This is a genomic window from Arenibacter palladensis, assembly GCF_900129275.1.
Taxonomy (GTDB): domain Bacteria; phylum Bacteroidota; class Bacteroidia; order Flavobacteriales; family Flavobacteriaceae; genus Arenibacter; species Arenibacter palladensis.
The window spans coordinates 733817-752841 of the sequence record NZ_FQUX01000002.1 but is presented as its reverse complement, the minus strand read 5'-3'; the positions used below and the strand labels follow the sequence as shown (position 1 = coordinate 752841).

The 19025-nt window shown below is 39.1% G+C and carries 20 protein-coding genes; 17 read left to right on the top strand and 3 right to left on the bottom strand.

All coding sequences use genetic code 11. The annotated features are described in order from the left end of the window. Positions 1–8 precede the first annotated feature (8 nt). On the bottom strand, positions 9–1115 hold the full coding sequence (locus BUA60_RS09220; protein WP_072861446.1) for a Gfo/Idh/MocA family protein: 1107 nt from the start codon (positions 1113–1115) through the stop codon (positions 9–11). A gap of 189 nt (positions 1116–1304) precedes the next feature. On the opposite strand from BUA60_RS09220, the gene BUA60_RS09215 reads away from it, so the two are divergent. Further along, the gene (locus BUA60_RS09215) at positions 1305–2606 is read left to right on the top strand and encodes an MFS transporter (protein WP_072861445.1); all 1302 of its coding nucleotides are present in this window, start codon (positions 1305–1307) and stop codon (positions 2604–2606) included. A gap of 44 nt (positions 2607–2650) precedes the next feature. Here BUA60_RS09215 and BUA60_RS09210 read toward each other — a convergent pair whose 3' ends face one another. Next, entirely contained in the window at positions 2651–3535 is an 885-nt protein-coding gene (locus tag BUA60_RS09210) for an AraC family transcriptional regulator (protein ID WP_072861635.1), read from the bottom strand. A gap of 166 nt (positions 3536–3701) precedes the next feature. On the opposite strand from BUA60_RS09210, the gene BUA60_RS09205 reads away from it, so the two are divergent. The 4 genes from BUA60_RS09205 (at position 3702) to BUA60_RS09190 (ending at position 7397) form a co-directional block, all read left to right on the top strand. Beyond that, positions 3702–4376, top strand: a complete 675-nt coding sequence (locus BUA60_RS09205) for an NAD(P)H-dependent oxidoreductase (protein WP_072861444.1) — start codon at positions 3702–3704, stop codon at positions 4374–4376. Positions 4377–4441: 65 nt separating this feature from the next. After that, positions 4442–5296 carry a DUF4437 domain-containing protein gene (locus BUA60_RS09200; RefSeq protein ID WP_072861443.1) on the top strand — a complete coding sequence of 285 codons (855 nt, stop codon included), beginning with the start codon at positions 4442–4444 and terminating at the stop codon, positions 5294–5296. Between the two features lie 305 nt (positions 5297–5601). Next, positions 5602–6579 (top strand): LLM class oxidoreductase, encoded by a 978-nt coding sequence (locus tag BUA60_RS09195; protein WP_072861442.1) that lies wholly within the window; start codon positions 5602–5604, stop codon positions 6577–6579. After that, the gene (locus BUA60_RS09190) at positions 6576–7397 is read left to right on the top strand and encodes an SDR family NAD(P)-dependent oxidoreductase (RefSeq protein WP_072861441.1); all 822 of its coding nucleotides are present in this window, start codon (positions 6576–6578) and stop codon (positions 7395–7397) included. The genes BUA60_RS09195 and BUA60_RS09190 overlap by 4 nt, the downstream gene beginning before the upstream one ends. Positions 7398–7409: 12 nt before the next feature. Here the strand turns inward: BUA60_RS09190 and BUA60_RS09185 are convergent, their stop codons facing one another. Next, a complete protein-coding gene (locus BUA60_RS09185; RefSeq protein ID WP_072861440.1) occupies positions 7410–7799 on the bottom strand; it encodes a DoxX family membrane protein in 390 nt (129 codons plus the stop codon). A 540-nt stretch (positions 7800–8339) separates the two neighbouring features. On the opposite strand from BUA60_RS09185, the gene BUA60_RS09180 reads away from it, so the two are divergent. The 12 genes from BUA60_RS09180 to BUA60_RS09125 all read left to right on the top strand — a co-directional run bounded on the left by BUA60_RS09180 (position 8340) and on the right by BUA60_RS09125 (position 18943). After that, positions 8340–9314, top strand: a complete 975-nt coding sequence (locus BUA60_RS09180; protein WP_072861439.1) for an LLM class oxidoreductase — start codon at positions 8340–8342, stop codon at positions 9312–9314. Between the two features lie 310 nt (positions 9315–9624). Continuing rightward, the gene (locus BUA60_RS09175) at positions 9625–11067 is read left to right on the top strand and encodes a CotH kinase family protein (protein WP_072861438.1); all 1443 of its coding nucleotides are present in this window, start codon (positions 9625–9627) and stop codon (positions 11065–11067) included. Positions 11068–11223: 156 nt separating this feature from the next. Further along, a complete protein-coding gene (locus BUA60_RS09170) occupies positions 11224–12078 on the top strand; it encodes a helix-turn-helix domain-containing protein (RefSeq protein ID WP_072861437.1) in 855 nt (284 codons plus the stop codon). 92 nt (positions 12079–12170) lie between these two features. Beyond that, positions 12171–12572: a DUF5367 family protein gene (locus tag BUA60_RS09165; protein ID WP_072861436.1), complete on the top strand. Its 402-nt coding sequence runs from the start codon at positions 12171–12173 to the stop codon at positions 12570–12572. A 4-nt stretch (positions 12573–12576) separates the two neighbouring features. After that, the gene (locus tag BUA60_RS09160; RefSeq protein WP_072861435.1) at positions 12577–13083 is read left to right on the top strand and encodes an anthrone oxygenase family protein; all 507 of its coding nucleotides are present in this window, start codon (positions 12577–12579) and stop codon (positions 13081–13083) included. A 43-nt stretch (positions 13084–13126) separates the two neighbouring features. Next, a complete protein-coding gene (locus BUA60_RS09155; RefSeq protein ID WP_072861434.1) occupies positions 13127–14008 on the top strand; it encodes an NmrA family NAD(P)-binding protein in 882 nt (293 codons plus the stop codon). A gap of 4 nt (positions 14009–14012) precedes the next feature. After that, on the top strand, positions 14013–14369 hold the full coding sequence (locus BUA60_RS09150; protein WP_072861433.1) for a 5-carboxymethyl-2-hydroxymuconate Delta-isomerase: 357 nt from the start codon (positions 14013–14015) through the stop codon (positions 14367–14369). 3 nt (positions 14370–14372) lie between these two features. Next, entirely contained in the window at positions 14373–14666 is a 294-nt protein-coding gene (locus BUA60_RS09145; RefSeq protein WP_072861432.1) for a hypothetical protein, read from the top strand. Positions 14667–14670: 4 nt separating this feature from the next. After that, complete coding sequence (locus tag BUA60_RS09140) at positions 14671–15090, top strand: hypothetical protein (protein ID WP_072861431.1); 420 nt, start codon at positions 14671–14673, stop codon at positions 15088–15090. Then, positions 15080–15538, top strand: coding sequence for a GNAT family N-acetyltransferase (locus BUA60_RS09135; RefSeq protein ID WP_072861430.1), 459 nt, complete (start codon positions 15080–15082; stop codon positions 15536–15538). The genes BUA60_RS09140 and BUA60_RS09135 overlap by 11 nt, the downstream gene beginning before the upstream one ends. Positions 15539–15970: 432 nt before the next feature. After that, positions 15971–16567, top strand: a complete 597-nt coding sequence (locus BUA60_RS09130; protein ID WP_072861429.1) for a DUF6515 family protein — start codon at positions 15971–15973, stop codon at positions 16565–16567. Positions 16568–16915: 348 nt separating this feature from the next. Beyond that, positions 16916–18943 (top strand): M13 family metallopeptidase, encoded by a 2028-nt coding sequence (locus BUA60_RS09125; RefSeq protein WP_072861428.1) that lies wholly within the window; start codon positions 16916–16918, stop codon positions 18941–18943. Positions 18944–19025: the final 82 nt, after the last annotated feature.

The window sequence follows — 19025 nt, the reverse complement described above, 5'->3', positions numbered from 1 at the left end:
CTAAAACATTATAAATCAACCTTTTTACCTGTTTTTACTGCCTTGTAAATGGCGTCTATAATCTTTAAATCTTTAAGCCCTTCTTCCCCGTCTACAGGGACAATGGGTTGAACCCCTTCAAAAATAAGTTGCGCCATACCGTCCATTTGCAAGGTTTGATGGGTTATATGTGGTTGTGTTAATTCGCCTTTGTGCGTTTTGCCTTCAATTGGGCCATATCCTGTTGATGGCTTCATTTCTACAAAACCTTTCTCCCCGCTTAGGAAAAATCGGTCCAAATGTCGCATGGCATAGGTAGATAGGCATGAAGCTACCGCACCACTTGGAAATCCCATTTGAAATTGTATGGTTTCATCTACTCCTTCCTTAAATTTAACGGGATCGGTCTTGGTTTCTTGGGCCGTTACCCAAATTGGTTCCTCACCGAGCATATAGCGGGCACCGTTAATAGAATAAATACCAATATCCATCATGGCCCCTCCACCTGCAAGTTCTTTGTTTAATCGCCATTGGGTAGGATCGCCTATGACAAATCCGGATAATCCCTGAAAGAACTTAAGTTCCCCGAACTCCCCATTCTTGCGCATCTTTATGACTTCCACTGTTTTAGGCTCAAAATGCATGCGATACCCTACCAATAATTTTACATTTGCCGCTTTACAGGCATCTACCATTTCCTGGCCTTCTTTGGCATTTATGCCCATAGGCTTCTCGCAAATGACATGCTTGCCTGCCTTGGCAACCCTAATGACTTGGTCTTTATGCAGTCCGTTTGGGGTTATGACATACACGGCATCTATGTCCGGATTATTTTTGATTGCATCAAAATTGGAGTAGTTGTAACAATTTTTTTCGGGAATGCCATACTTGGCTCGCCAATCTACCACTTTGGAAGGGGTTCCACTAATGAGTCCAACCAATTTTGCCCTCTTACAGGATTCCATGGCTTTGGCAACTCTTGTGCCATAGCTTCCCAGCCCCATAATGGCAACCCTTAAAACTGGTCCTTCGTAAGGCTCAATGGAGGCAGCAAACAGCTGTGCTGGACTGTATAAAATTGGTAAACTTATTGCTGAAATACTCAATTTTTCCAAAAAATCTCTTCTTGAACCCATAGTAGTCATATTTGTTTGTTCTAAAAATAGTAAAAACGAACTTACCTAGCCAACAGTTGGTTATATGTTTTAATATATTGAATGGGCTAGCTGAATATTACATCAAAAAAAAATAGGTATTGGTATATGTAATGGGTTAGAAAGCATATCCTATAAAAACCCTTATCTTTGGCGGCTTTAAAATAAAGCATGCCAAACCCAATTAAATTATCCCTGGTAAATCCCCAAAGGTTTCCTTTTTTCTATGGTTATGTAGTACTTATTATTGGGAGTATTGGCATCTTGGCAAGTATTCCTGGCCAAACCATTGGCGTATCCGTTTTTACGGACCCGGTCAAGGATGCCCTGGGGTTAACAAGAAATCAGTTTAGTAATGCCTATATGATAGGTACCTTGTTGAGTTCTGCCTTGGTGGCAAGGGCGGGCGTTTGGTTCGATGCTTATGGTGCCCGATATGTGGCATTCTTTGCTACCCTTCTTTTGGGGGCGTCCTTGTTGGTGTTTTCTGTTTCCGTTGAAATTAGTGAAACCATCAAAAGGGCTTTTAATATCCAGTCCTGGTCGGTTCCGTTTCTTTTAATTACCCTGTTGTTTTTTTTGATAAGGTTCAGTGGTCAGGGGGTGTTGACCATGGCCTCAAGGAACATGATCATGATGTGGTTTAAGAAAAACAGGGGTAAAATCAATTCAATAAGCAGTATAACGGTCTCTCTGGGCTTTTCAAGTGCCCCTATACTGTTGAATAGGCTTATAGACGACCATGGATGGGCAATGAGTTGGCAGATCATGGCCCTGAGTCTTTTTATTTTTTGCATTTGTATTTTGCAGTTATATAGAAATAGGCCGGAGGATTTTGATTTGCTGCCGGATGGTGGTGAAAAGAAGGAATTTGACCAGGAAGCTGAGGAAATTGAGACCGACTTTACTCTAAAAGAAGCTAAAAAAACCCGGGCCTTTTGGATGTTCGGATTGGTTCTGGCCTTCAACAGTTTTTATGTTACAGGATTTACATTTCATATTGTATCCATATTTGGTAGTCAGGACTACACGAAGTCCGAAGCCATTGCTGTTTTTTTACCAATGTCCGTAATAGCGATTTTCGTTTCTACTTTATGCAACATTTTAAGTGATTATATTAACCATAAAATATATTTGTTTGTAATGTTGATGGCCGGAGTCTTGGCTTCGTTGGGATTATTAATGCTATCCCAGCCAATTGGGGTTTATTTATTGGTAGGCGGCCTGGGTACTATGGGAGGTTTATTTGCGGTCATTAACGCAGTAACCTGGCCAAGTTTCTTTGGAAGAAAACACTTGGGTTCCATCAGTGGAAAGGTGATGAGCTTTTTGGTCATAGGTAGTGCCATAGCGCCAAGCTTATTCAGTTACTGCTTTACCGGCTTGGGTTCTTACCGTTATATGGGGTATGTTACGCTGGTCTTTTTATTGTTTTTGATCATTGGTTCACTTAAGGTGAAGAATCCGCAATAAAAAAATGTACACCTTAAGTTATGGGAGTACAGTTGGTGCTAGGTTTATGCCGTACAGGCATTTCGCGTTAAAAGCCTATATTCTCCGTTGTTCTTGAACTCGCAAATGGAGGTGCCTACATACTTTTTAAAAGTTTTTGACAGATGGCTAACGTCCGTAAATCCCAATTCCTGGGCAATTTCGGTGAGTGTAAAATCGGAATTCAATAAGCGGATTTCCACTAATTTCAACTTAGCCTTAATGATGTATTCCCGAAGGGGCATATTCACTTGTTTTTTAAAATATTCACTTACATAGGTGGTAGACATCATAAAGACATCTGCCAAGTTTTCTACTTTTAACAGCTCTGTTTTGTCAATATTCTCGTTAATATAGGTGAGCATCTTCGAGATTCTATCATCTGCATTGTGTTGTGGTCCCTCAAAATAGTTGGTTTTTTTGATATTCCTGATCAGTATCTCCAAGATACTGGTCATTAAGCTTGTAATGAGGTTTACGGACTCCTGGCCATAATTCCTGGATTCCTGCAAAATCATGGCAATTAGACTTTCTATATGGCGTTTATCCAAATCGTTCCTAATGATATCTCCTGGTAACTGATTATAGTTGGATAGTATATAGGAAGCTTCCCTGAACCATTCATTTCTATCAATGGACATGCCCTTGGTATTTTTGAAAAAAGAATCCGAGAACTTTAAAAAGACAAATTTGGTTGGTTTTTCTATGGTAAACGAATGGCATTTTAATGGGGGCAGCAAAAATATGCTGCCCTTGCTATAGTTGTATTCGTTGTAGTTTATACACTGTATTCCTTCTCCTTCCCTTATTAAGACCAATTCAAAAAAATTGTTTTTAACTGGTCGTTGTTTCCATTCCGTTAATTCAATTTCTTGTATTTCAAAAGGTTTATAGGTTTGTAATACTTGCATTTTCAACTGTTTTAGGGTCAAAATTAAATAAAATAAGCATAAGGAATCATTTTTAGGCACCATTAACCTTTAAAAGTACATAAATACCCACTTGTTTTACCAAAAATAACAGAATGAGGGCAGGTAACTTTGTCCCATAATTTAATCGGAAACAAAAATTAAAAAAATGAATACACCAAACATTTCAAAAAAGGAGATCATAAACGCCTTTCAATTTAGACATGCAACCAAAGAATTTGATGCTAGCAAGAAAGTATCCGATAGTGATATGGATTTTATTTTGGAAACGGCTCATTTATCCCCTAGCTCTTTCGGTTTTGAACCCTGGCATTTTATTGTAGTACAGGATAAAGAGTTGAGGGAAGCTCTAAAGCCAGTGGCTTGGGGAGCACCTGTAAAGTTGGATACTGCCAGTCACTTTGTATTGGGTTTGAGCATGAAGGCACCCATGACCAAATGGGATTCGGATTACATTATGTCCATGATGAAGGATGTAAAACAATTGCCTGAAGATGTAATAGAAATGTATTCTAAATTTTATAGGGAGTTCCAGGAACGCGATTTTAATTTGGACAATGATAAAAAGTTGTTCGATTGGGCCTCTAAGCAGACCTATATTGCCTTGGGAAATATGATGACCTCAGCGGCATTGATCGGTATAGACAGTTGTCCTATTGAAGGCTTTCATCAGGAAAAGTCGGAGGCATTATTACAAGAAAAATTTGGTGTGGACACCACTAAATATGGGTTGTCGTATATGGCGGCATTTGGTTATAGGAAAAAAGAACCAGAGTTTGCCAAGTCCAGAAGAAATAAGGAGGATATAGTTACTTGGTTCTAGGTGCAAGGAGTTGAATATAAAAATAATAAGTCAGGGAAACCTGATCGTTAAATAAAGCCATTAATATGAAATTCATTATTTCGCTTGTACTGGTAAGTACACTAGTTTTTTTGGGGAGTGCACAAGAAACTCCAAAAACGGATGCTGCTAAATCCACTAACGAAGTAGTAACAGCAGACAATGTAGAATGGGGTTGGTTAAATCCGTCACGGGGCGATAAAAGTCCGGCTGCAGGAAAACTTTGGGGGGACCGGACCAAAAATGGGCCAGCTGGTTTTTTGGTAAAATTTAAAAAGGGATTTTCGTCGCCACCACACATCCATAACATAACATATCGTGGTGTGGTAATAGAAGGTTTGTTGCACAATGATGATGAAAAAGCAAAAGAACAATGGTTACCAGCGGGATCCTTCTGGGTGCAACCAGCAGGCGAAGCACACATTACAGCAGCAACAGGTGAAGCTAATTTGGCTTACATAGAAATTCAAGAAGGTCCGTATTTGGTAAAATCAACAACTGAAGCCTTTGATAATGGTGAGCGTCCTTTAAATGTTGATAAATCGAACTTGGTTTGGTTAAATGCATCTGATATTACCTGGATAAAAGATAATAGTGGTGTGCAAACTGCTTTTTTATGGGGAAGTCATAAGGAGGACGAATTGAATGCTTCGCTCATAAAATTTCCGGCCGGATTTAAAGGTGAAATTATTAATAATAGTCCAAATCTAAGAGCAGTGATCATTCAAGGTAGCATAACACACCAAACTGCTAAAGATGATAAGGTTGATGTTCTAGATGCTGGATCCTATTTTGGTGCTGCGGAAAATTCAACTCATAAAATTTCTTCAGAAATAGAAAGTATTGTTTACGTCAGAACAAATGGAAAATTTGAAGTTGCCTCTAGTACGCCTATAGAATAAGATTGTTCAGCTTAGAGCAAATACTTTGGAGTGTTTCATTATGTCAACAAAAAATGCGGACAATGGTGTATGCTGGCATTTGGCTAAAGCTTGCCCTGTGCTAATTGACTTATTGGAAATTGCTCTTGATTCACTTAAGCAGAAGGGGCATTGGTTGATTTTTTAATATTCAAGCTCTTTCAATTCACACCTTTGCAGTATTAATATTTAGATTCTGAGCATAGGAAGGTAAAGTAGCACCAGCTTTCTACAGGAGTAATTAGCTTTTTAAATAAAGAGGGACTTTGCAGACAAAATAATTTAAGATGAGAGAATTCGAACCCATTAACAATGCATACAATAGTGTATTCAAAGCTGATGAACTGAGCATTGGAATAGTAGTGCCTATAGAGAACTACGACCAGGGGCTTCTGCCTTCCATGGAGCATCACTTGGAGCGTGTAGAGCTTATTGAAGCCTTAGGGTTTAAATCTTTGTGGATCAGGGATGTACCTTTTAACGTACCTTCCTTTGGCGATGCGGGTCAGATGTACGATCCCTTTACCTATTTGGGATTTTTGGCGGCCAAGACTACAAAAATAGCATTGGGTGTTTCCAGTATCGCTTTGCCCTTGCACCATCCGGTGCATGTAGCAAAATCCGCTGCCACCATAGATCAATTATCAGGCGGGAGGTTGCTTTTAGGGGTGGCTTCCGGTGATCGATTTGACGAATATCCCGCCATGGGTATCGATTATGATATTCGCGGTGAGTTATTTCGCGAAGCCTTCCAATACATTCGTAAGTCACAGCAGAGTTTTCCTCAATTGGAAACAAAAAACTTTGGCGAATTAAAAGGGCATATAGATATACTTCCAAAAGCCAAAAGCCATAAAATTCCCATGTTGATGACCGGTTTTAGTCAGCAAACCTTGGAGTGGAATGCAGAACAGGCGGATGGGTGGATGTACTATCCCAGGGATCCCAGACAACAGAAATACAGAATTGAGGAATGGCGGGCATTGGTCTCCGAGTCAAGTGAATTTGACAAACCTTTTATGCAACCTTTATATGTGGATCTTCAGGAAGACGATAATTTTAGGCCACAACCCATTCATTTGGGTTTTAGGACGGGTGTTAATTATTTGAATACCTATTTACATCATTTAAAAACTATTGGCGTAAACCATGTAAGTATCAATTTAAGGTTCAATTCAAATGATATGGAAGGTACCTTGGAGCGACTGGCAGAAAAAGTATTGCCAGAATTTCAATCGAATAAAAAAGAAATAACGTTCTCATGAAAAAAACCATTCTGATCACGGGAAGTACCGACGGCATAGGGAAACTGGCCGCAATACAATTGGCCAAGGAAGGTCACGAAATATATCTACATGGAAGAAATTCCGCAAAACTTCTAAGTGTTATTTCGGAAATCAAAACCATATCTAAAAATGAAAAAATAAAAGGGTTTGTGGCCGATTTTTCAGATCTGGGGGAGGTGTTAAAAATGGCCGAACAAATAAAAAACGAGGTCCCTAAAATTGATATCCTCCTTAATAATGCAGGAATTCTTAAAAGCAAGAACTCCGTTAATGGGGACGGATTGGATATCCGAATTGTAGTTAATTATCTTGCCCCTTATGTATTGACCAATGCCTTACTTCCATCATTAAAAAAATCGAAAACCTCACGTATTATTAATTTAAGTTCTGCTGCGCAAGATACTGTATTGAAGGGAGTTATGACGGGAGAAGTTCGGTTGTCCGCGAATGCAGCCTATGCTCAAAGCAAATTGGCATTGACCATGTGGAGTTTTGACCTAGCCGCCAAAGAACAGGATCTTACTGTAATTGCTGTGAACCCCGGTTCCTTGTTAAACACTAAAATGGCCAACGAAGCCTATGGACAGCATTGGGCCCCAGCTGAAAAAGGGGCAAACCTATTAGTGGACTTGTCCATTTCAGAAATGTATAAAAACGATTCGGGAAAATATTTTAATAACGATATGGGAGAGGATCGAGGAGTATTTGCCCCAGCCCATACCGATGCTTATGACCAAGAAAAGATAAGGCAACTTATAAGGCTTACCAATGAAGTTTTGGGCCATCCACTCTCCTGAACAATTATCCGCTTATTTTAATTTGAGGTCCAATGCCCAGCTATTATCTTCAATATAATTCATCAGTACTGCAAAAAAGACTACATGGAAAAGTTGTGACGGTAATATTGCCCAGTTTTCTATTAAAGTGGTTCCAAAGATCAACATGAGCATGATCAGCGCCCCCAAAAGAATCGCTTGCCTGGTAAATAGGCCTATAAGCAATAGAAGCCCTACACAAAGTTCAAGTACGGGAAGTGCATAACTAAAGGGCACAACAATGATTTCCGGTAACATGGAGCCCTCAAAACTTTTGACCATCCATTTACTAAAACCCGATAGTTTGGGCAAACGTACCAATCCGTGCCCAAACATGCTTAATCCTATCGCCAGGCGCAACATTAAATAACTAATATTGTTCATTACTTTTTTGTAGCAAATATATAAAAATGTGGGAGGGTGTATTTATATAGTTGACTTCCAAAACACAGTTACCCCTATTATAGCTGATATATAAAATTGGTTTTTCTTATCTTTATAAAAGTACGGCAGGATAATTTTTACACAATACGCTGTGATTTCCAATTTATTCAGGGGACCTATTATTGCTAAATATCCTGAAAAGGCAAGAACTTTATAGTCAAGTTCAATTAAACAATTACACTATTGAAGGCTATATCTTAGGTTGATGCGGGTTCTCTTGGTCATTAATGATGTGTGGAATATGATAGGGAAACTATCAGAATCCAGGAACGGTATGAAAATTGCACAGCTACTTGGAAAGGCCTTAAGCCTCGGTAATACTTCACAAATGTATTTCTGGAAGAGCTAATTTGGACAGCTTCAACGTATATAGAGGTATAGCGGTAATATTAAAAGCTAAGGTGGCAATCGCCAATATAATAATGAAGCTGTAGGACAGATTCATAGAATAAAATAGTTAAACCCCCGAAGGAAAAGCATATGAAGGATTTCGAGCCCATTAACAAAGCATACAATAGTGTATTCCGACCCGATGAACTGAGCATTGGAATTTCAATGCCAATAGAGAACTACGATCAAGGCTTAATGCCTACCATGGAGCATCATTTGGAACGTGTGGAATTATTGGAAGAATTGGGCTTCAAGGCCCTTTGGATTCGTGACGTACCCTTTAATGTACCCTCTTTTGGCGATTCGGGCCAGATGTACGATCCCTTTACTTATTTAGGATTTTTGGCAGCTAAAACCAAAAAAATTGCACTGGGTGTTTCCAGTATCGCGCTGCCATTGCATCACCCAGTTCATGTGGTAAAATCCGCTGCCACCATAGATCAATTGTCAGGCGGGAGGTTGCTTTTAGGAGTGGCTTCAGGCGATAGATCCGACGAATATCCCGCAATGGGAATCGAATATGAGAACCGTGGGGAATTGTTTCGGGAGGCCTTTAAATACATTCGTAAGTCACAGCAGAGTTACCCTAAATTGGAAACCAAAAATTATGGCGTTTTAAAAGGAGATATAGATATACTTCCAAAAGCCAAAAACCATAAAATTCCCTTATTGATGACCGGCTTTAGTCAGCAGTCCTTGGAGTGGAATGCCAAAAACGCCAATGGATGGATGTATTACCCCAGAGACCCTAGACAACAAAAATACAGAATTGAGGAGTGGCGGGCATTGGTTGCTGAAACATGTATATTTGACAAGCCTTTTATGCAACCTATGTATGTAGATCTTCAAGAAGACGATGATTTTAGGCCAGAACCCATTCATTTGGGCTTTAGGACGGGTGCTAATTATTTGAACACCTATTTACATCATTTAAAAACTATTGGTGTAAACCATGTTAGTATAAATCTAAGGTTCAATTCCAATGATATGGAACGCACCTTGGAGCGACTGGCAGAAAAAGTATTGCCAGAATTTCAAAAGAATAAAAAGTCGGCAAAAATATAATGGGCAAAGCTACAATTAGGAGAGTATAGTCTAATTATAGATGCAACCACCGCTTTGGCAAGTGCTTTGATTAGGGAATCCGGGAAAAAGGCAGAATCACTAATAAATTAATTTCTGGATATGGGGAAGGCGCCCTTAAGACTCTTTTATAAATAGTACCGCAATGTATCACTTTTCTGGAGATCCATTAATTTACTCACCAAATAATTATCCCTATTTACTTAAAAGAATACGGCATTCGCTGATTTTACTAAATTCATTTACTTCCTATTAACATCTTTGTAAGGTAATAATAGTCCTAAAGTATACAATGATGAGAAAATTAAGCTTATTGTTTTTATTGATGACGCAATTATTTGTGGTGCTTTCCTGCTCCAACGATGCCGCGGTAAGTACGTCGGTAGATGAGGGGGAAGTGGTAATAGAAAGTGGAACCTATGTAGAGACCTATTCCGATACCGATTTTGAAGCCGTGGACTGGACCGATGACACACATAGCAAATCCGCAGATCCAAATTTTGATGAAGTTTTTGAGGATGAAGCTGTAAAACGATTGGATATTGTAATCACCGAAGAGCGTTGGCAGAGTATGCTGGATGATATGACTTCACTTTATGGAGCTTTTGGTGGAAGTGGAGGACCTGGTGGAGGTGGATTGGCAGAGGTAGATGAAGACCCTATTTTTGTCCCTGGTGATGTTATGTACAATGGCAAGGAATGGTATAGGGTAGGTGTGCGTTTTAAAGGCAATTCCAGTTTACAGTCGAGCTGGAGCAGTGGTATCCTAAAATTATCCTTCAAGCTTGATTTTGATGAATTTGAAGATCAATATCCCCAAATAGACAATCAACGATTTTATGGTTTTAAGAAATTGAGTTTGAAAAATAACTACAATGACAAATCCATGTTAAGGGAAAAGGTGGCTACCGATATTTTCAGGGATGCCGGTATAGCAAGTTCACACGCCGCGTTTTATACCGTTTATGTGGATCATGGCGATGGACCACAATATTTTGGAGTGTATACTTTGGTTGAAGAAGTTGATGACACGGTAATAGATACCCAGTTTTCGGATAATGATGGTAATTTATACAAACCTGATGGCACCGGTGCCAGTTTTGCAGAGGGCACATTCACCGAAGATGTATTTGTAAAGAAGACCAATGAGGATGAGGCCGATTTTAGCGATATACAAAGTGTCTTTACGGCTTTGCATGCAACAAACAGAACAACGGATCCCGAAACTTGGCGTGCCAATTTGGAAAGTGTTTTTGACACTGATACCTTTTTGAAATATTTGGCTGTTAATACCGTAATTCAAAATTGGGATACTTATGGCAGAATGACCCATAATTATTATCTGTACAATAATCCGGATACGGAAAAATTATCATGGATACCATGGGATAATAATGAGGCTTTGCAAAATGGTAATAGGGAAGGGTCATTGGCTTTGGATTTTTCAGATCTAAATCATACCCAATGGCCATTAATAGGATATTTGTATGAGGATGCCACCTATAGGGCACAGTATGATGCCTATGTACTGGAAGTGGTAGATAATGCCTTTAATGTGAGTACTATGCAATCCAAATATGCAGTCTATTCGGCATTGGTAGAACCGTATGCCAACCTTGAAGTTTCCGGGTTTTCATTTCTAAGTTCAAGTGCCGATTTTCAGGCTGCCATAAGTCAATTAAATAGTCACGTTAGCGCTCGTGCTACAGCAGTAAATAATTATTTGAACGATTAGTTTTTATGTTGATGAACCGTCAGGTTGATTAATTTTGTTGTTCCCCCGATGAAGATTCGGCTACTTGTAAAGGTAGCCGGATTTTTTTGATATTACGGACATCTATAGGTAGCCGGCTGTACAAACCCAAAATTTTGTAAATTCGTTCTACGCTATATGACAAGGGATATTATAGATATAAACGACTTTATTATTTTGGTAGAAGAAGCCAAAGTAAATGAGGCTACCATAGATTCATGCTCCTTTGAAGAGCCTTTGATCGCGGTTGCTTTTTATGGTTCAGGAAATGTTGATTTAAAGGTAAAATATGGGGACAAACAAAAAGACTTCAATTATACCAAGGGATTGGCACTTTCATTTTATGCGGATGATAAGGTAGAATTTATACATACGGTCTCCTCCTCCAAGCCATTGGAATGCTTGGTAATTGCCACTTCCATAAAAGTACTGGATAAACTTCCCAATCAAGAAGGTGAATTATTCGGAGAAATGTTGGCACAGTTGGTGAACCCTTCGGATCATTATGTGGAAGGACCACATTTTATCATGACTCCGGAAATGCAAGCCATTGTTGATAGTTTATTTAATATTCAATACGAGGGAAAAACCAAAATGATGTTTTTCCGAAGTCAGATAACAGCGCTGCTTTCCCATTTTTTTGGCCAATTGGCCAGCTTAAAAACAGAAAAAATAAACGTCCAGGAACGAGGCCAACTCAATGAGGCCAAAGATATTTTATTGAAGAATATTGATAACCCTCCTTCCCTTAACGAGCTTTCCAGGCAAATAGGGTTAAATACCTTTAAATTAAAAAAAGACTTTAAGGCATATTTTGGCGTTCCCGTGTTCAAATACCTTCAAAACGAACGATTGACCTTGGCCCATAAGTTGATCAGAAATCGGGATGCTTCGGTACAGGAAGCTGCCTGGCATGTAGGCTATGATAGTCTAAGTTCATTTTCCAACGCCTTTGAGAAAAAATTTGGCTATAGACCTAGTCAGATCAAGTAAATTCCTTTTCGAACAAATCTTACTCCATTTGGGACAAGCCGTCCTAAGCGCACTCCAATAATTTTGGCATGTAACTTTAAAAAATAAAAGTCATGAAAATTAAACGCGCACTGCTTATTGGAATAGTCATTTGGATTATTGCCATTCTTTTTTATTCAGTTTCTTATAGTATACCCATCATGGAAAATATGGAGACTCAGGCAAATCTTGTATTGTTTGTTGTGGTGATACCTTTGGTCTGGTTCGGATGTACTTTTTACTACAAAAAGGACCTTCAAACCCACGGATATCTGGTGGGGCAAACCATGTTGTTGACTGCTGTTATATTGGACGCTTTAATCACGGTCCCCTTCTTCGTAATCCCAAAAGGAGGTAGTCATTTTAGCTTTTTTACCTCCTTGGGATTCTGGATCATAGCGGCTGAGTTTTTATTGGTATCCGTGTTGTACTGGTATTCCCGTGTTTACCCAAAAACTAAACTTCTAAAGAATTAAGGCCATGGATATCACACTTGAAACTATATTGATCAGCGTATTGATAATATTGACCGGTCTATCGGCGGGACTATGCTTCACTTGGACCAATGCCATTACCCCCGGAATTGGAAGGTTGGATGACCAGGGTTATTTGATGTCCTTTCAACAAATGAACCGAACCATAATAAATCCCCTGTTCTTTGTGGTGTTCTTTGGTCCTTCCATACTCGGGTTTATCTGTTTGTATTGGTTCAAAGGAAGTCCGGCTACACTTATGTGGCTATTGGCTTCGGCCACGGCTACCTACTTCTTTGGAGTTGTGCTAGTCACCATTTTCGGGAACGTTCCTTTAAATGAGATGCTGGATAAAGTTAATTTGAATACGGCAAGCGGGAACGAATTGGGACAATTGAGGGAAAGCTTCGAACTAAAATGGAATCGTTTGCACCTTATTAGGACCATCACCTCGGTTATTTCCTTTCTCTTACTGCTAATAGGGTTAATACAAGCCACAAAGAACAATATTTAATAGTCTTCATAATTCTTAAAAATAAATTTAAATAACAATAAAAATGGAAAACAAGAATAATATTTTAGTCATCGGCGGTACTGGTAAGACGGGCCGCAAAGTAGTAGATAGATTAATTAAGGCTGGCCATAAGGTGAGGATAGGTTCCAGATCGGCTTCCCCGGCCTTTGATTGGGAACAACCAGAAACCTGGTCGGAGAGCCTACTAGGGATGGACAAAGTCTATATCACCTTTCAACCAGACCTAGCGGTTCCGGGAGCTTTGGAGGCAATAGAGGAATTGATCAGAAAAGCCAAACAATCGGGCGTGAAAAAGATAGTGCTCTTATCTGGAAAAGGAGAGCGCGAAGCTGAACTCTGTGAACAAGTGGTGATTCACTCTGGTCTGGACTATACCATTGTTAGGGCTAGCTGGTTTAATCAAAATTTTAGTGAAAGCTTCTTCTTGGAACCTATTTTGGAGGGCTTTGTAGCCTTGCCACAGGCAGATGTTAAAGTTCCCTACGTAGATACGGATGATATTGCCGATGTGGCCGTAGCCGCCTTGTTGAACGAAAAGCACAATGGACAGATTTACCAACTTACGGGTCCAAGACAACTTACCTTTAAAGAAGTGATCCGGGAAATTGCGGAAGCCACTGGAAGGGAAATTGCATTTACGCCAATAGCCCTTTCGGCCTATACCCAAGTAATGAAGCAACAGGGAGTCCCTGCCGATTTTGTTTGGCTGATAGAGTACTTGTTTACGGAGGTTCTTGGCAACCCGGACAATGCGGAGATTACACATGATATCGAGAAAGTATTGGGAAGAAAGCCAAAGGATTTCTCGGAATATGTAAAGGAAACTACAGATACAGGAATTTGGAATCCACCTTCTTTACAAAATACAGTAAGTGATAACGGGAAAGAATTATTAAAACCTTAAACGTATGCCACATTTTATAATAGATTGTTCGGAAAACATTGTTTCATTAAAATCACCTCAGGAGATTATGCAAAATGTATATGATGCCGCCGAGTCTACCGAACTTTTTGATCCTGGGGATATAAAGGTGAGAATCAATCCATTTAAATATTACAATATTGGGAACTCTAAGAATGATTTTGTTCACATTTTTGCCAATATTATGGAAGGAAGGACGGTAGAACAAAAGGCTATGTTATCAAAAGCAGTGGTAACCAAATTAAAGCAAGTGTTTCCGGAAGTCCCGATTATATCCATAAACATTCGGGATTTTGAAGAGGCAACTTATTTTAATAAATCGATGATTAAAAAAGATGACTAAAAGATGACCAAAGAAGAGAAATTAAAAATATTGGACATTAGTTGGGCGTTGCATAGTCAAGTTGAAAAGAGTTATTTGAATAATCCCGCGAATAAAGGTGATACGGAGTGGTTGGATAAACAGCGTATGCTTTTGGCCGATATGGCGTTGCATTTATTGCAGACATCCATCAAACCAGGTGAAATTAAATTAGAAAGATTTCGGGATAATTTAAATGCTATACTCACTATAGCCGACCAGTTTTTACCTAAGGCTGATCTCAAAAAGGCAACCGAAAAATTGTACGAAAACTTATAAGCACATGAAAAGATCAATAATAACCTTCAGTGTTCTACTTTATGCTATTGTGGTTCCTTTTTTGGAAATCAATGAAACCCATGTTTTCAATCCCAATTGGACTCCCCATGTTAGAATACATGAGGTATGGCAATTAATTACAAATTCTGGTATAGGGGCGCTTTGTCTATGGTTGGTTTGGGTTAAAAAGGAAACCAAGATCAGTGGTATTTTAAGTTTATTGGTAACAGGGGGCTTCTTATTGGCTTATGGCTTAAAGAATGCTTATGGTGGTTCCATGAAATATTTGGATGGAAGTGAAAAAACATTATTGGGAGTTAATATTGGTGTTTTAGGATTTGGGATGGCCTTTATATTGGTTTTGTACATATTAATGGTTGAAAGGTTAAAAGGAACAGTTAATAGAACTAAAAATGAAATTTAGAAAAGCAACAATAGATGATGTTCTAGCAATTGTAGAAATGATTGCAGATGATGAGTTGGGAAAAACTAGGGAGGATTTCAAAATACCCCTCCCTGAGGAGTATTATGAGGCTTTTGAGAATATAACCAACGATAACAACCAGGAACTTATAGTTGTGGAAAATGAAGTGGGCGAGGTGGTAGGCACCTTGCAATTATCCTTTATCCAATACCTCACCTATCGCGGAGGAGTAAGAGCCCAGATTGAAGCGGTAAGAATTAGGAAGGATCATAGGGGAACGGGTATGGGAACCAAAATGTTTGAATGGGCCATAAGTAGGGCAAAAGAAAGAAAGGCCCATGTGTTGCAGTTGACCACGGACAAGAAAAGGCCCAAGGCAATAGCCTTTTATACAAAACTTGGGTTTAAGGACAGCCATGAGGGGATGAAGATGCATTTCAATCATTAGAACTTAACAATTACTGTCGGGGCCAAATAAGCGGTGCATATTTTATTTGTGCTACAAAGTATTATAATACCTTGAAATTAATAAACCGTTCATGGCCAAGAACTCTCTACAGAAATGCAATAACATGCTTTCCGTGGCTATTTCAGAAAGCAAAGGGGTGGTCAAAATCCTTATAACCATTAATCTTTTGGTGCACTAACTAGCAGCGGTCAGTGAAAACAACAAAAACATCCATGGCTTTACAGCCGGTAATACCCGACATTTACTGGTAGTCCTTTTATTTTAATCTGTTAAATTCTAATATTCATAGATAGAAATCCAGTCATTGTCTATTTGCTTTCATAGTTCTATTAGGTACCTATACCTTTGGCTTATGAATACGTTTCAAAGTTTACGTATTAATAACGATCAGAACCTAAAATCTTAAAGATTATGAAAGCATTTATTAGAATATACAGTTTATCAGTTTTACTTGCTATTGCCTTTGTAACACAAGCTTCCGGGCAATCCGTTGGGAACTCAAATTCCAAATCCAATAGGGATACCAAGACAAGCACGGTAAAGAAAACGGTCTACAATAGAGTACCAAGCACAAAGGTTACCTATAAAACTCCAGTGCGAAAAGTAGTCTCAGTGCGTTCAGTACCCGATAGAAAAGTTATTAAGTACAAGGGGCAGGATTATTATTATGCCAACAACAAGTATTATACACAATCCAGGGGGAGGTATATCGTAATTGCCCCTAAAATAGGATTCAGATTAAGTAGCTTGCCCTCAGATTATAAGCGGGTCACTTATAATAATTACAACTATTATAATGCCCAAGGGGTATTTTATGTTCAAATAAATAATGAATATGAAGTGGTAGAGCCCGAAATAGGTACTATAGTGTATGAGCTACCGGACGATTATGAAAAAGTAGCTATAGATGGAATGGAATATTACGAATATGCCAGCATCCTTTACGAGAAAGTACAGATAAATGGCAGCAGGGCTTACGAAGTAGTAGGCTTTATAGAAATGGAATAAAGAAGGTTAGATTGGTTGATTAGTGGGAAGGAGGGTAATTATTTATTTAATTATCCTCCTTTTTTTTTGCGTAGTATAGGGTAGTCTATGTGTAGGGACTTCATTGATCTTCTATCTAATAATTCCAAAGGCAGATACCGCATTTAAAGGGAAAGGGCGTTTTTTCTGTATAGTTTGCTGAATCACCCTGACCTTAACTTTATTAAACACCTACTTCAGATAAAGACCTTTTCAATTTGGACTGAACCTGACATGTTATCACCACAATATTTATTGCTATCTATGAACTAAATCCCATAGTTAAATAATAAGAAAAACATATCTTAGAGCGAATAAAACAATTCTGCTATGAAATTCCTATGTTATTTCTCTTTGATTTTCTGTTTATTTTTTTCCTGTAAAAATGAGTCTTCCAATAAGAATAATGTTGAACCCGATAATAAGACCGTTGTTTTTGACGGAATTACAGATTCCATTAGGCCCGGGGACGATTTCTTTAATCATGTTAATAAAAAATGGTTCGATAAAGCCATAATCGCAGAAGATCAGGTAGGGGTAGGGTCCTATCGGTTTTTAAATATTCCTCAGCAGGAATTGCTAAAAAATATATTACAGGAAGTATCCCAGCAAGAACATCCCAAAGGGAGTATAGAACAAAAGGTAGGCGATTTTTATGCCTCGGGGATAGATACCCTAAGTATTGATGAAAGAGGAATTACACCCATACAACCTATCTTGGATGAAATTGAGGCGATTAGTGATATTTCCGGCATAATGGATTTTGTGGCCACCCAGATCAAGAATGGGGATTATTCCATGGTTGCTCCCTATATTTCCCCAGATCAGAAAAATAGTTCCCTAAATATTATGCATGTTGCCCAGACAGGGTTGGGCATGCCCGATCGCGATTATTATTTTCAGGAAGATGCTTCTGTGAAAAAGGTTCAAGAGGCTTACCAAACATATCTGACCTCGCTGTTCGAGTTGGTAGGGGATAAGGATGCCAAAGCTCAGGCAGCTATTGTATACGAAATTGAAAAACAATTGGCGCAAGTCCATAAAACGCGTATAGAACGAAGGGTCATAAAAGAAAACTATCACAAAATGGCCGTTTCCGAACTTGAGAAAAAACATTCCAACTTGGGTTGGAGGGCACTATTAAAAAATCTAGGAGCGGAGGTCGATTCTTTGGAGGTTTCACAACCCAATTATTATGACACTTTAAACAAGTTGCTGACCAAGGTGCCTTTAGCCCAGTGGAAATGGTACCTGAAAGCACACTCCATGGATTCTTATGCCAATATTTTAAGCAAACCCTTTAGGGATATTGCTTTTGAATATAGTAAAGTTTTAACCGGTCAGGCGCAACAACAACCACGGGCCAAGCAGATGGTACGCCGCGTAGATGAACAAATAGGCTTTGCCTTGGGACAATTATATGTTAAGCGCTATTTTAAGGAAGATGCCAAAAAGCGGGCACTGGATCTTGTTAATAATTTTCAGAAAGTATTGGAGAAACGTATCGAGAATCTGGATTGGATGGGCGACAGCACCAAGTTGAAGGCCAAGGAAAAACTATATGCCATTAACAAAAAAATAGGTTATCCAGATGTATGGAGAACTTACAATGTGGAAATAGATCGGGATAAATTCTTTGAAAACGTGGTGAACCTGCAAAAAGATGAATATCTGTACGAACTTAAGCAACTAAATAAGGCGCCCAATCGGGACGAGTGGCATACTACCCCTTCTACTGTAACGGCTTATTACAATCCTGCGTTGAACGAAATTGTGTTTCCCGCTGGTATATTACAAGCTCCATATTTTGATCTTTATGCGGATGATGCCGTGAATTATGGAGGAATTGGAATGGTGATAGGTCACGAGTTTACACATGCCTTTGATGACCAAGGGGCACAATATGACAAAAACGGAAACGTTGCCAATTGGTGGACAGAGGACGATTATACCCAGTTCAAGGCAAAAACGCAAAAAATTATAGACCAATATTCTGCCTTTACGGTTTTGGATAGTATCCATTTAAAGGGTGCCTTGACGGTTGGGGAAAACACGGCAGATAACGCTGGAATTGCCATTGCCTATGATGCGTTTAAACTAACAGAACAGGGGCAGGATTCTACCAAAATAGGAGGCTATACCCCAGACCAGCGGTTTTTTCTCTCCGTAGCCAATATTTGGCGTGTAAAAATGCGGGAGGAATTCCTGCGCAACTATGTAATGACCGATCCGCATTCGCCCCCTATTTGGCGAGTAAATGGTCCCTTAATGAACTTTACCCCATTTTACAACGCTTTTGATGTTAAACCGGGGGATCGAAATTTCAAACCAGAAGAGGAAAGAATTAAGATATGGTAAGTGCTTAGAATTGAGGTTAATACCAACGCGGTCCGGAGTACGGATATACCATAAATTTAAAGTATGTTGATGTAAGTTTTGT

Excerpts from the sequence above, each read along its gene's own strand:
- BUA60_RS09215 (WP_072861445.1), top strand. The coding sequence starts at position 1,305 with ATGCCAAACCCAATTAAATTATCCCTGGTAAATCCCCAAAGGTTTCCT.
- BUA60_RS09175 (WP_072861438.1), top strand. The coding sequence starts at position 9,625 with ATGATGAGAAAATTAAGCTTATTGTTTTTATTGATGACGCAATTATTT.
- BUA60_RS09160 (WP_072861435.1), top strand. The coding sequence starts at position 12,577 with ATGGATATCACACTTGAAACTATATTGATCAGCGTATTGATAATATTG.
- BUA60_RS09220 (WP_072861446.1), bottom strand. The coding sequence starts at position 1,115 with ATGGGTTCAAGAAGAGATTTTTTGGAAAAATTGAGTATTTCAGCAATA.
- BUA60_RS09170 (WP_072861437.1), top strand. The coding sequence starts at position 11,224 with ATGACAAGGGATATTATAGATATAAACGACTTTATTATTTTGGTAGAA.
- BUA60_RS09180 (WP_072861439.1), top strand. The coding sequence starts at position 8,340 with ATGAAGGATTTCGAGCCCATTAACAAAGCATACAATAGTGTATTCCGA.
- BUA60_RS09205 (WP_072861444.1), top strand. The coding sequence starts at position 3,702 with ATGAATACACCAAACATTTCAAAAAAGGAGATCATAAACGCCTTTCAA.
- BUA60_RS09130 (WP_072861429.1), top strand. The coding sequence starts at position 15,971 with ATGAAAGCATTTATTAGAATATACAGTTTATCAGTTTTACTTGCTATT.
- BUA60_RS09185 (WP_072861440.1), bottom strand. The coding sequence starts at position 7,799 with ATGAACAATATTAGTTATTTAATGTTGCGCCTGGCGATAGGATTAAGC.
- BUA60_RS09125 (WP_072861428.1), top strand. The coding sequence starts at position 16,916 with ATGAAATTCCTATGTTATTTCTCTTTGATTTTCTGTTTATTTTTTTCC.
- BUA60_RS09140 (WP_072861431.1), top strand. The coding sequence starts at position 14,671 with ATGAAAAGATCAATAATAACCTTCAGTGTTCTACTTTATGCTATTGTG.
- BUA60_RS09155 (WP_072861434.1), top strand. The coding sequence starts at position 13,127 with ATGGAAAACAAGAATAATATTTTAGTCATCGGCGGTACTGGTAAGACG.
- BUA60_RS09165 (WP_072861436.1), top strand. The coding sequence starts at position 12,171 with ATGAAAATTAAACGCGCACTGCTTATTGGAATAGTCATTTGGATTATT.
- BUA60_RS09190 (WP_072861441.1), top strand. The coding sequence starts at position 6,576 with ATGAAAAAAACCATTCTGATCACGGGAAGTACCGACGGCATAGGGAAA.
- BUA60_RS09210 (WP_072861635.1), bottom strand. The coding sequence starts at position 3,535 with ATGCAAGTATTACAAACCTATAAACCTTTTGAAATACAAGAAATTGAA.
- BUA60_RS09150 (WP_072861433.1), top strand. The coding sequence starts at position 14,013 with ATGCCACATTTTATAATAGATTGTTCGGAAAACATTGTTTCATTAAAA.
- BUA60_RS09195 (WP_072861442.1), top strand. The coding sequence starts at position 5,602 with ATGAGAGAATTCGAACCCATTAACAATGCATACAATAGTGTATTCAAA.
- BUA60_RS09135 (WP_072861430.1), top strand. The coding sequence starts at position 15,080 with ATGAAATTTAGAAAAGCAACAATAGATGATGTTCTAGCAATTGTAGAA.
- BUA60_RS09200 (WP_072861443.1), top strand. The coding sequence starts at position 4,442 with ATGAAATTCATTATTTCGCTTGTACTGGTAAGTACACTAGTTTTTTTG.
- BUA60_RS09145 (WP_072861432.1), top strand. The coding sequence starts at position 14,373 with ATGACCAAAGAAGAGAAATTAAAAATATTGGACATTAGTTGGGCGTTG.